This window comes from Mycobacterium sp., assembly GCF_036273375.1.
GTDB lineage: Bacteria > Actinomycetota > Actinomycetes > Mycobacteriales > Mycobacteriaceae > Mycobacterium.
Genome location: NZ_DASUHS010000167.1, coordinates 1 through 10,961 on the forward strand (window position 1 = coordinate 1; position 10,961 = coordinate 10,961).

Below are 10,961 nucleotides of genomic sequence, written 5' to 3' on the forward strand. Positions count from 1 at the left end.
CGCGATGAGCCCTAACTTGCTGCGGCGCTTGCACATTGCGGCCAGCTCCGAGTAGGCCTTCGCGCCCAGCAGCTCGGTGAGTTCGTCGGCCAGGCTTTCCCACACCTGCTCGGCGCCGACATGGGCGGCCGGATCGCCGCTGCAGTACCAGTGCAGGTCGGCGCCACCGGAACCCCAACCGCGCCGGTCGAATTCGGTGACCCAGGTCTTGAGGATCTCGGTGCCGTCGGGCCGGGTCACCCACTCCTGGCTGCGACGGATCGGCAGCTGCCAGCAGACATCGGGCTTCATGGTCAGCGGCGGCACGCCCAGCTTGAGGGCCTTGCTGTGCAGTGCGCAGCCGACACCGCCTCCAAAACCCGGCCGGTTCAAGAAAATGCACGCGTCTTTGTGCTTGCGGGTGCGGTACTGCGGTTGGCCGTCATGCTCGTCGAGTTCCAGATAACCCTTGCGGCCCAACCCTTTTTCGCGGAATTGCCAGTCGGCGGCGGTCAGCTTTTTCACCGCGTCATCCAGGCGGGCGCGGTCGTCGTCGTCGGACAGGAACGCACCGTGCGAGCAGCACCCGTCGTCCGGGCGGCCCTGGACCGTGCCCCGGCAGGCCGGAGTGCCGAACACGCATGTCCATCGGGAGAGTAGCCAGGTCAGGTCCGCCGCGATCAGGTGCTCGGGGTTATCGGGGTCGTAGAACTCCACCCATTCGCGGGCGAAATCCAGTTCGACCTCTTGTCCCGGTTCCGGGTGCGAATTCGCCACGCAATCCACGTTAGACCACGATTCGGCCCATCCGAGCCGCTGACACTCGGGACCCGTATGGGCGCGATCACGGCGAGTTGACCGGGTCGCGCAAAGCACGGACCCCGGGGCTTCGTTAGGTTGTTTACGTGCGACTGGGCGTTCTCGATGTGGGCAGCAACACGGTGCATCTGCTGGTGGTCGATGCCCACCGGGGCGGCCATCCGACGCCGATGAGTTCGACGAAAGCCACTCTGCGTCTTGCCGAGGCCACCGACAGCGCCGGCAAGATCACCAAACGCGGTGCCGACAAGCTGATCTCCACGATCGACGAATTCGCCAAGATCGCCGACAGTTCGGGCTGCTCGGAGCTGATGGCCTTCGCCACATCCGCGGTCCGGGACGCCGGGAACTCCGACGACGTGCTGAGCCGGGTGCGCAAGGAGACCGGCGTCGAGTTGCGCGTGCTGACCGGGGTCGACGAGTCGCGGCTGACCTTTCTGGCGGTGCGCCGGTGGTACGGGTGGAGCGCGGGCCGCATCATCAACCTCGACATCGGTGGCGGCTCGCTGGAGATGTCCAGCGGCGTGGACGAGGAGCCCGAGGTCGCGTTGTCACTGCCGCTGGGCGCCGGACGGCTGACCCGCGAGTGGCTGCCCGACGATCCCCCCGGCCGGCGGCGGGTGGCGATGCTGCGGGATTGGCTGGACGCCGAGCTCTCCGAAACCAGCGTGAAGATCCTCGAAGCGGGCAGCCCGGACCTGACGGTCGCGACGTCGAAGACTTTCCGCTCGCTGGCGCGGCTCACCGGTGCGGCGCCATCGGGCGCCGGACCGCGGGTGAAGAGGACGCTTACAGCAAACGGCCTCAGGCAACTCATATCTTTCATCTCTAGGATGACGACCGCTGACCGGGCAGAACTGGAAGGAGTGAGCGCCGAGCGGGCACCGCAGATCGTTGCGGGTGCTCTGGTGGCGGAGGCAAGTATGCGAGCGCTGTCGATCGAATCGGTGGATATTTGCCCGTGGGCATTACGGGAAGGTCTCATCTTGCGCAAACTCGACAGCGAAGCCGACGGATCGGCCCTCATGGCGCCTTCGGTGCGTAATGCTGGAGGTCAGGTAGTTGATCGGAATCAGAACCGATCGAGAGGCGACAAACCATGACCGGACCGCACTCCGAGGCCGAGGACTCCGGCACCCGGCCCATCTCGGTTGCCGAATTGCTGGCCAAAAACGGAACCATCGGTGCCCCTGCCGTCACCCGGCGGCGCCGTCGTCGGCGCGGTGACAGCGACTCGGTGACGGTAGCCGAACTGACCGGCGATCTCCCAGCGATCCGTGAAGACGACGATGAACCCGGATACGAAGCCACCGACACCATCGGCGCTGTCGAACCGGCCCCACCCGCGAAAGCCGCCGCGCCCGTAGCCAGCGGCGAGCCCAAGGCGCCCTATTGGTCCGAGCCCGAGCCACGCTGGCCCAAGTCGCCGCCGCAGCCCAAGCGGGCGCCGGGGCCCGAACGCAGCGAATACCCGCGGCCGTTGCCCGAGGCCGGCCCGGCGGGCTCGTCCGCCAATGGCACCCGGCAGCCGGGCTCCGGGGCCGAGGACATGAGCTTCGACCCGATGGATCACTACGCCGATGTCCCGGTGGACGTCATGGACTCCGAGGTGCGCGAGGCCGAACCGGCGCTGGAGGACTCCGCGTACGTGCGCTCCTTCCTGCGGTCCGGGGATTCGGACGATGACGAGGATGGATCCGGACCGCTGCCCGCCGGAGTGCTCGGCGGCGACGAGCACCTCGATCTCGAGGACAGGCACGCGGACGCAGGGCCGGATGACCACCTCGAGCAGGGCAGATTCTCCGCAGTCTGGCGCGGCGGCCTGGTCGTACTGCAGTCGATGCTGGCCGTCGCGTTCGGCGGCGGGTTGTTCGTGGCCTTCGACCAGCTGTGGCGCTGGAACAGCCTGGTGGCGCTGGTGCTATCGGTGCTGGTCATTCTGGGTCTGGTGGCCGGGGTCCGGGTGGTTCGCAAAACCGAGGACATCGCCAGCACGTTGATCGCGGTCGCGGTGGGTGCGCTGATCACCCTGGGGCCCTTGGCGCTGTCGTTGCAATCGGGCTAGCGGCACCGTAGACAGTGCGCCCAGCCATCAAAGTCGGCCTTTCCACGGCTTCGGTGTACCCGTTGCGGGCCGAGGCCGCCTTCGAGTACGCGGCCCGGCTCGGCTACGACGGCGTCGAGCTGATGGTGTGGGCCGAGTCGGTCAGCCAGGATGTCGCCGCCGTCAAGAAGCTGTCGCGGCACTACCGCGTTCCGGTGTTGTCCGTACACGCGCCCTGCCTGCTCATCTCGCAGCGGGTGTGGGGCGCCAACCCAATCACCAAGCTGGATCGCAGCGTGCGCGCCGCCGAACAACTGGGCGCGCAGACCGTGGTCGTGCACCCGCCGTTTCGCTGGCAGCGGCGCTACGCCGAGGGTTTCAGCGAGCAGGTGGCGACGCTGGAAGCGTCGAGCGACGTGGTGATCGCCGTGGAGAACATGTTCCCGTTCCGGGCGGACCGGCTTTTCGGGGCCGGCCAGTCGCTGGAACGGATGCGCAAACGCGGTGGCGGCCCCGGCGCGGCGATTTCGGCGTTCGCGCCCTCCTACGACCCCCTCGACGGCAACCACGCGCACTACACGCTGGATCTGTCCCACACCGCGACCGCGGGCACCGACTCGCTGGACATGGCCCAGCGGATGGGGGCCGGGCTGGTGCATCTGCACCTGTGCGACGGCAACGGTCTGCCCGCCGATGAGCACCTGGTGCCTGGGCGGGGCACGCAACCCACCGCCGAGGTGTGCCAGATGCTGGCCGGCAGCCACTTCGCCGGGCACGTCATCCTGGAGGTGTCGACGTCCAGCGCGCGTTCCGCCAACGAGCGCGAGGCCATGCTCGCCGAATCGCTGCAGTTTGCCCGCACGCATCTGCTGCGCTGACCAAGCCAGGAGAAGACCCAGACAACATGAGTGCGTTATTCACCACCGCAATGACGTTGCGGGAGGTCGGTTCAGGCGTCTTTGAAGGCGAGCTCGACAAGCGCTGGACCATCGGTCCCAAGGTGCACGGCGGTGCGATGCTGGCGCTCTGCGCCAACGCCGCCCGCACCGCTTGCGGTGGGCAGTCCGACGGGCTGGAATCGGTCCAGCAGCCGGTTGCGGTGTCCGCGAGCTTCCTGTGGGCGCCCGACCCCGGTCAGGTGCAGTTGGTGACCTCGGTCCGCAAGCGGGGCCGCCGGATCAGCGTCGTCGACGTCGAGCTCAACCAGGGCGACCGCACCGCGGTGCACGCCGTGGTCAACCTCGGTGAACCCGAACACTGGCATCGGGACGGTTCGGAACGGGTAGCCAGGCCGCTGCTGTCGGCCAACCCGGTGCTGGACCTGATGGCGCCCGAGCCACCCGACGACATCGAGCCGATCGGGCCGGGGCATCCGCTGGCCGGCCTCGTGCACCTGGGGGAGGGCTGCGACGTGCGGCCGGTGTTGTCGACGATGGCGCCACGCAGCGACGGGCGTCCGCCGGTGATTCAGATGTGGGCGCGACCCCGCGGTGTGGCCCCGGACGCCCTGTTCGCGCTCATGTGCGGCGATCTGTCGGCGCCGGTGACCTTCACCGTGGACCGCACCGGCTGGGCGCCCACAATCCAGCTCACGGCGTTTCTGCGCGGCATGCCGGCCGATGGCTGGCTGCGCATCATCGCGACCTGCACCGAGATCGGGCAGGACTGGTTCGACGAGGACCACACCGTCGTCGACAGCCTGGGCCGCCTGGTGGTGCAGGCGCGGCAATTGGCATTGGTCCCTGCCGCCCGCTGACGCGCGGTGTCTGCGATGCTTTCCGGCATGGCAAGAATCGCGATCATCGGTGGCGGCAGCATCGGGGAGGCACTGCTGTCGGGTCTGCTGCGGGCGGGCCGGCAGGTCAAAGACCTGGTGGTGGTCGAACGGGTTCCCGAGCGCGCCAAGTATCTCGCCGACACCTATTCCGTGCGGATCAGCTCGGTATCCGACGCGGTAGAAAACGCGTCATTCGTCGTGGTCGCGGTCAAGCCCGCCGACGTCGAGTCGGTGATGGCACAGGTCGTCCGCGCGGCTGCCGCCGCTGAGAGCGATACCGCCGAACAGGTTTTCGTCACGGTCGCGGCCGGGATCACCATCACATACTTCGAGTCGAAGCTCCCGGCAGGGACGCCGGTGGTGCGGGCAATGCCGAACGCGGCGGCCCTGGTCGGCGCCGGGGTCACGGCCCTGGCCAAGGGACGATTCGTCACCGCGCCACAGCTCGAAGGCGTATCGGCCCTGTTCGACTCCGTCGGTGGCGTCCTGAGCGTTCCGGAGGGTCAGATGGACGCCGTCACCGCGCTGTCGGGCTCCGGGCCCGCGTATTTCTTCTTGCTGGTCGAGGCCCTGATCGACGCCGGCGTCGCCGCGGGCCTGAGCCGCGAGGTGGCCGCCGACCTGACTGCGCAGACCATGGCCGGCTCGGCCGCCATGCTGCTCGAGCGCATGGACGCCGATCGGCGGCTGGGCGAGGCCGAGGCGCCGGGGCTGCGGGTGGACGCGACGGCGACGCAGCTGAGGGCGACAGTGACCTCGCCCGGCGGTACCACGGCGGCCGGCCTGCGTGAGCTGGAACGAGGGGGCTTGCGAGCGGCCGTCGACGCGGCCGTTCAGGCCGCCAAAATGCGCTCTGAGCAGCTAAGAATTACATCAGAGTAATCCAAGTTTTTTGAACTGATTGTCCCCCACCAGTACCAGTAACCCCATTAGTCCCGCTATTCTCCTCTTGTAAGCACGTGTGGGTGCCAGCGGAGGGGAAGCCGCTGGCATGCGCGTGCCTGACACGATTGGGTTGCGATGACGTCTAGTAACGGGCCATCAGCGCGAGATGCTGCAGGTAAGCCACGGGACGCCAGTTCCGTTGACAGCCAGCAGGGCAGAACGCAGTTTCTCACCGTCGCCGAGGTAGCGGCGTTGATGCGGGTCTCAAAGATGACGGTGTACCGGTTGGTGCATAACGGCGAGCTGCCCGCGGTCCGGGTCGGCCGGTCCTTCCGGGTGCACGCCAAGGCCGTACACGACATGCTGGAGACGTCCTACTTCGACGCCGGCTGACCTGAAACGGTGCCGCTTGCGGGCGGCGCCCAGGCTCCGCGGTTACGCGGCGAGCGGGCCGATGCCGGTTTGGCGTTCGGTGTGTTCCGCCGGGTAAAGTGTCCGGGTCCAAGCTTTGAAGCAGGTCACGGTCAGATAGCGGAGTTCATGGGTTCAGTAATCAAGAAGCGGCGCAAGCGTATGTCGAAGAAGAAGCACCGCAAGCTGCTGCGTCGTACCCGGGTGCAGCGCAGAAAACTCGGTAAGTAACCCCGCCCGCGGCATGATGCCGCCGTCTCGCCTGGCCGCTAGGCTGTTCGAGTGGATCCGTCGAATGGGGAGAACGCCGGGCCGGGCGACACCGCAGGCAACACCGTGCATTACCCCAAAATCGTGCTGGTCACCGGCGCATGCCGGTTTCTGGGCGGCTACCTGACGGCTCGGCTCGCGCAGAACCCGATGATCAATGCGGTCATCGCGGTGGATGCGATAGCCCCGAGCAAGGACATGCTGCGCCGGATGGGACGCGCCGAGTTCGTCCGGGCCGACATTCGTAATCCCTTCATAGCCAAGGTGATTCGCAACGGCGACGTCGACACGGTGGTGCACGCGGCGGCCGCGTCGTACGCGCCGCGATCCGGCGGCACCGCGGCGTTGAAAGAGATCAACGTGATGGGTGCGATGCAGCTGTTCGCGGCCTGCCAGAAAGCGCCCTCGGTGCGCCGGGTCGTGCTCAAGTCGACGTCCGAGGTGTACGGCTCGAGCGCTCACGACCCGGTGATGTTCACCGAGGACAGCACCAGCCGTCGGCCGTTCCGCGACGGTTTCGCCAAAGACAGCCTCGACATCGAGGCCTACGCGCGTGGATTGGGACGGCGCCGGCCCGACATCGCCGTCACGATCCTGCGGCTGGCCAACATGATCGGCCCGGCGATGGACACCACGCTGTCGCGTTATTTGGCTGGGCCTTTGGTGCCGACGATGTTCGGCCGCGACGCACGCCTGCAGTTGCTCCACGAGCAGGATGCACTGGGTGCGCTGGAGCGTGCGGCGATGGCCGGCAAGGCGGGGACGTTCAACATCGGCGCCGAAGGCATCATCATGCTGTCGCAGGCGATCCGGCGGGCCGGCCGGATTCCTTTGCCAGTACCGGGTTTCGGCGTCTGGGCCCTGGATTCGTTACGCCGCGCCAATCGCTATAACGAGATCAGTCGTGATCAGTTCGATTATTTGAGTTATGGCCGTGTCATGGATACCAGCCGGATGCGTTCCGAGCTCGCCTACCAGCCGAAATGGTCGACGGCAGAGGCATTTGACGACTACGTTCGCGGCCGCAGCCTGACTCCCATTATCGACCCACTTCGGGTACGCTCCTTGGAAGATCGCGCGATATCCGTAGCTCAGCGCTGGGGTAGCCGAAATCCAATTCCGTGGGGTGGGGTCAGGTAGGTATCGTGGCGGGCGAAAACAGAGCGAATGTCATTCCACTGCATACGAATCGGGGTCGGGTAGCAGCGCGTCGCAGAGCGGATCAACGGGCGGAGTCTTCTCGCCAGCATCCCTCCTCGCTTTCTGATCCCAACGGTCGGGCATCTGCGGAGCAAATCGCGGCGGTGGTCCGCGAAATCGACGAGCACCGCCGTGTCGCGGGGGCGTCTTCCGCCGACGCGCCGCTGAATGACTTGGCGCAGCGCGTCGCCTCGGTTGCCGGATTCCTCCGCCAGCGGCTCACCGGCGACTACAGCGTCGATGAGTTCGGCTTCGACCCGCACTTCAACAGCGCGATCGTTCGGCCGTTGCTGCGGCTGTTCTTCCGATCCTGGTTCCGGGTCGAGGTGAGCGGGATCGAGAATCTGCCGGATGACGGACCCGCGCTGGTGGTCGCCAACCACGCCGGTGTGTTGCCGTTCGACGGGCTGATGCTGTCGGTGGCGGTGCACGATGAGCATCCCGCGCAGCGGGACATGCGGCTACTGGCCGCTGACATGGTGTTCGATCTGCCGGTGGTGGGGGAGGCGGCCCGCAAGGCCGGCCACACGATGGCCTGCACGACGGACGCGCACCGGCTGCTCGCCGCCGGCGAGCTCACCGCCGTGTTCCCGGAGGGCTACAAGGGCCTGGGCAAGCGCTTCGAGGACCGTTATCGGCTACAGCGGTTCGGCCGTGGTGGATTCGTCACGGCAGCGCTGCGGACGAAGGCGCCGATCATTCCCTGCTCGATCATCGGGTCCGAAGAGATCTACCCGATGCTGACCGACGTCAAGCTGCTGGCGCGGCTGTTCGGGCTGCCGTATTTCCCGATCACGCCGCTGTTCCCGCTGGCCGGGCCCGTGGGCCTGGTGCCGCTGCCGTCGAAGTGGCACATCGCGTTCGGCGAGCCGATATACACCGACGACTACGCGGCCTCTGACGCCGACGACCCGATGGTCACCTTCGAGTTGACCGACCAGGTGCGGGAGACCATCCAGCAGACGCTGTACCGGCTGCTGGCCGGCCGTCGCAACATCTTCTTCGGCTGAGTCGCGCAAAAGGAAACGCCACCGCGGAAATCCGCGATGGCGTTGACCTTTCGGGAGCCGGGCTATTTGACCATCGTGAACTGGCAGACGTTGGTGTAGCCGTCGCGGAACAGGTCCGAGCAGCCGCGCAGGTACTTCAGGTAGATGTCGTAGGTCTCCTGGCCCTTCAGGGCGATCGCCTCGTCCTTGTGCGCTTCAAGGGCATCTCCCCAGGCGGTCAATGTCGGCACGTAGTTCTTGCCGATGAAGTGGTGGCGCTCGATCTGGAAACCCGCGTCGGTTGAGTACTTATCGACCAAATCGACCTGCGGCAGCTTTCCGCCCGGGTAGATCTCCTTCAAAATGAAACTGATGAACCGCAGCAGGGTCATGTTCACCTGCAACCCGAGCTTTTTGCCCTCCTCGGCGGTGGGCACCACGATCGAGTGCAGCAGCATGCGGCCGTCGTCGGGCAGCAGGTCGTAGTACTTCTTGAAGAAGGTGGCATAACGCTGATACCCGGCGTCGCCGGCGCCGTCGGCGAAGTGCTCGAACGCGCCCAGCGACACGATGCGATCAATCGGTTCGTCGGGGAATTCCTCCCAGCCCTGGATCCGCACCTCCTTACGGCGGGGGCTGTCCATCTTGGCGAATTCCGCCACGCAGTGCGCATGCTGGTTCTCGCTGAGCGTCAAACCGATGACGTTGACGTCGTACTCGGCGACGGCATGGCGCATCGTGGACCCCCAGCCGCTGCCGATGTCTAACAGCGTCATGCCCGGCTCGAGGTTCAGCTTGTCCAAAGCCAGCTTGCGCTTGGCGTACTGCGCCTGTTCTAGCGTCTTGGTCAGATTCTGCGGGTCCGGGTTCTCATCGAAATAACCGCAGCTGTAGGTCATCGACGGGTCAAGCCAGAGCTTGAAGAACTCGTTCGATTTATCGTAGTGCGACCGGACTTTGTCGACCGGCGGCTTTAGCTGCGTGCTTCCCGGTTCCCGCTGTGCTGACACTTACAACGCCCCTAACTTTCCTGCGGATATAGATGCAACTGCTGCCGCGGTTGCTGCAACGTCGGCTTCGTTTGTCGATTCCCCCAACATCGTGACGACACTAGTGACGATCGGGTTCCCATCGGCGTCCGTCACTTCGCTGCGGATCTCCGCCAGCACGGTGCCGTGGGACTCAATCACCGAGTCGAGATAGGTGTCGAAGTACAGCCTATCGTGCGCCAGGATCGGCCGGTGGAACTTGAACTTCTGGTCGCGGTGAATCACCCGGGCGATGTTGATCGGGATGCTGAACTTGGTGAAGATCTCCAGCTGCACGCGGCGCCCGGCGATCGCGAGGAACGTCAGCGGCGCCACCATGCCGGTGTACCCAGCGTTCTCGGATTCACTCTCGTCGAAGTGCGCCGGGTGGTCGTCTTTGATCGCCAGCGCGAACTCACGAATCTTCTCGCGACCGACCTCGAAGTAATCCGGTGCGCGGTAGTGGCTGCCGATGAGTCCTTCGGCTTCCTTGGGGACTGTCATGGCCCTATGCCCTCTGCTCGATTGTGTCTGCGCGGCGCAGCCTATCAGCGCGATTGCCGTCGGGAGGCCAGCGCGGCCAGCGCACCACCGGCTGCGCCCAGCGCCAACGCCGACGGCACCCCGATCCGGGCCGCTTTGCGAGCGGTGCGGAAATCGCGAATCTCCCAGCCGCGCTCCCGGGCCAGGGCGCGCAGGCGGGCGTCGGGATTGATGGCGACCGCGGTGCCCACCAGCGACAGCATGGGCACGTCGTTGAAGCTGTCCGAGTAGGCCGTGCAGCGTTTCAGGTTGAGGCCCTCGCGAATTGCCAGCGAGCGCACGGCGTGCGCCTTGCCGGTGCCGTGCAGGATGTCGCCGACCAGCCTGCCGGTGAAGACGCCGTCGACGGATTCCGCGACCGTGCCCAGGGCGCCGGTCAGGCCGAGCCGTCGCGCGATGGTCGCGGCGAGTTCGTAGGGCGTGGCGGTGATCAGCCACACCTGCTGGCCGGCGTCCAGATGCATCTGCGTGAGCTCGCGGGTGCCGGGCCAGATCTTGTCGGCGATGATCTCGTCGTAGATCTCCTCGCCCAGGGCGATTAGCTGTTCGACCGATCGGCCCTCGATGAAGGCGAGCGCCTTGCGCCGGCCGGCGGCGACGTCGTTGCTGTTTTCCGTCCCGAGGATCTGAAACTTGGCCTGCGCGTAGATGAATCCGACCACATCGCGATAGGTGAAGTAGTTGCGCGTGGCCAGCCCGCGGCCGAAATGCACCGCCGACGAGCCCTGCACGAGCGTGTTGTCCACGTCGAAGAAGGCGGCGGCGGTCAGGTCGATCGGGGGCTGGGGACGGTCCTGCGAGGCGGCGGCTTCCTGCATGCCCTCGATCGCGCGGGCGGCGCTGGCGTCCGCGGCCAGCGACTCCAGGTCAACGTGACCGGTGTGGTCGGCGTTGCCCGGGTCAGAGGAAGTCATCGTCAAACCTCCTAGATCGCTGCGCTGCCTGGCGACCCCGCGGGTCCCGATCTTCAACCCTATCGGGCAGATGACGTGGCGGCGTTGACGCGTCCCAGCCCG

The 10,961-nt window shown here is 66.4% G+C and carries 13 protein-coding genes; 9 read left to right on the plus strand and 4 right to left on the minus strand.

Annotated elements, in window-relative coordinates; all coding sequences use genetic code 11:
* Window positions 1-765, minus strand: a 765-nt coding sequence (locus tag VFW69_RS15790; RefSeq protein ID WP_526502446.1) for a DUF3109 family protein, incomplete at its 3' end; no start/stop codon positions are given.
* Window positions 766-884: 119 nt separating this feature from the next.
* On the opposite strand from VFW69_RS15790, the gene VFW69_RS15795 reads away from it, so the two are divergent.
* The 9 genes from VFW69_RS15795 to VFW69_RS15835 all read left to right on the plus strand — a co-directional run bounded on the left by VFW69_RS15795 (window position 885) and on the right by VFW69_RS15835 (window position 8,395).
* The gene (locus VFW69_RS15795) at window positions 885-1,901 is read left to right on the plus strand and encodes a Ppx/GppA family phosphatase (RefSeq protein WP_526502447.1); all 1,017 of its coding nucleotides are present in this window, start codon (window positions 885-887) and stop codon (window positions 1,899-1,901) included.
* The gene (locus tag VFW69_RS15800; RefSeq protein WP_526502448.1) at window positions 1,898-2,863 is read left to right on the plus strand and encodes an Rv0497 family membrane protein; all 966 of its coding nucleotides are present in this window, start codon (window positions 1,898-1,900) and stop codon (window positions 2,861-2,863) included. The genes VFW69_RS15795 and VFW69_RS15800 overlap by 4 nt, the downstream gene beginning before the upstream one ends.
* A 14-nt stretch (window positions 2,864-2,877) precedes the next feature.
* Entirely contained in the window at window positions 2,878-3,720 is an 843-nt protein-coding gene (locus VFW69_RS15805) for a sugar phosphate isomerase/epimerase family protein (RefSeq protein ID WP_526502449.1), read from the plus strand.
* 26 nt (window positions 3,721-3,746) lie between these two features.
* Window positions 3,747-4,598 (plus strand): acyl-CoA thioesterase, encoded by an 852-nt coding sequence (locus VFW69_RS15810; protein ID WP_526502450.1) that lies wholly within the window; start codon window positions 3,747-3,749, stop codon window positions 4,596-4,598.
* A 27-nt stretch (window positions 4,599-4,625) separates the two neighbouring features.
* The gene (gene proC / locus VFW69_RS15815) at window positions 4,626-5,501 is read left to right on the plus strand and encodes a pyrroline-5-carboxylate reductase (protein WP_526502451.1); all 876 of its coding nucleotides are present in this window, start codon (window positions 4,626-4,628) and stop codon (window positions 5,499-5,501) included.
* Window positions 5,502-5,639: 138 nt separating this feature from the next.
* On the plus strand, window positions 5,640-5,897 hold the full coding sequence (locus VFW69_RS15820; RefSeq protein WP_040629292.1) for a cell division/environmental response transcriptional regulator: 258 nt from the start codon (window positions 5,640-5,642) through the stop codon (window positions 5,895-5,897).
* A gap of 147 nt (window positions 5,898-6,044) precedes the next feature.
* On the plus strand, window positions 6,045-6,146 hold the full coding sequence (locus tag VFW69_RS15825; protein ID WP_003402602.1) for a 30S ribosomal protein bS22: 102 nt from the start codon (window positions 6,045-6,047) through the stop codon (window positions 6,144-6,146).
* Between the two features lie 51 nt (window positions 6,147-6,197).
* Window positions 6,198-7,325, plus strand: coding sequence for an SDR family oxidoreductase (locus VFW69_RS15830; protein ID WP_526502452.1), 1,128 nt, complete (start codon window positions 6,198-6,200; stop codon window positions 7,323-7,325).
* Window positions 7,307-8,395: a lysophospholipid acyltransferase family protein gene (locus VFW69_RS15835; protein ID WP_526502453.1), complete on the plus strand. Its 1,089-nt coding sequence runs from the start codon at window positions 7,307-7,309 to the stop codon at window positions 8,393-8,395. Before VFW69_RS15830 ends, VFW69_RS15835 begins: the two co-directional genes overlap by 19 nt.
* Before the next feature lie 62 nt (window positions 8,396-8,457).
* Here the strand turns inward: VFW69_RS15835 and VFW69_RS15840 are convergent, their stop codons facing one another.
* The 3 genes from VFW69_RS15840 to VFW69_RS15850 are packed head-to-tail and all read right to left on the minus strand — an operon-like array spanning window position 8,458 to window position 10,859.
* Window positions 8,458-9,384: a cyclopropane mycolic acid synthase family methyltransferase gene (locus VFW69_RS15840; protein WP_526502454.1), complete on the minus strand. Its 927-nt coding sequence runs from the start codon at window positions 9,382-9,384 to the stop codon at window positions 8,458-8,460.
* Complete coding sequence (locus tag VFW69_RS15845; RefSeq protein ID WP_526502455.1) at window positions 9,385-9,906, minus strand: FAS1-like dehydratase domain-containing protein; 522 nt, start codon at window positions 9,904-9,906, stop codon at window positions 9,385-9,387.
* Between the two features lie 44 nt (window positions 9,907-9,950).
* A complete protein-coding gene (locus VFW69_RS15850; protein ID WP_526502456.1) occupies window positions 9,951-10,859 on the minus strand; it encodes an HAD family hydrolase in 909 nt (302 codons plus the stop codon).
* Between the last annotated feature and the right edge of the window lie 102 nt (window positions 10,860-10,961).

Coding starts and splice junctions, on each gene's coding strand:
- VFW69_RS15800 (WP_526502448.1), top strand. CDS start 1,898: ATGACCGGACCGCACTCCGAGGCCGAGGACTCCGGCACCCGGCCCATC.
- VFW69_RS15810 (WP_526502450.1), top strand. CDS start 3,747: ATGAGTGCGTTATTCACCACCGCAATGACGTTGCGGGAGGTCGGTTCA.
- proC (WP_526502451.1), top strand. CDS start 4,626: ATGGCAAGAATCGCGATCATCGGTGGCGGCAGCATCGGGGAGGCACTG.
- VFW69_RS15820 (WP_040629292.1), top strand. CDS start 5,640: ATGACGTCTAGTAACGGGCCATCAGCGCGAGATGCTGCAGGTAAGCCA.
- VFW69_RS15825 (WP_003402602.1), top strand. CDS start 6,045: ATGGGTTCAGTAATCAAGAAGCGGCGCAAGCGTATGTCGAAGAAGAAG.
- VFW69_RS15845 (WP_526502455.1), bottom strand. CDS start 9,906: ATGACAGTCCCCAAGGAAGCCGAAGGACTCATCGGCAGCCACTACCGC.
- VFW69_RS15850 (WP_526502456.1), bottom strand. CDS start 10,859: ATGACTTCCTCTGACCCGGGCAACGCCGACCACACCGGTCACGTTGAC.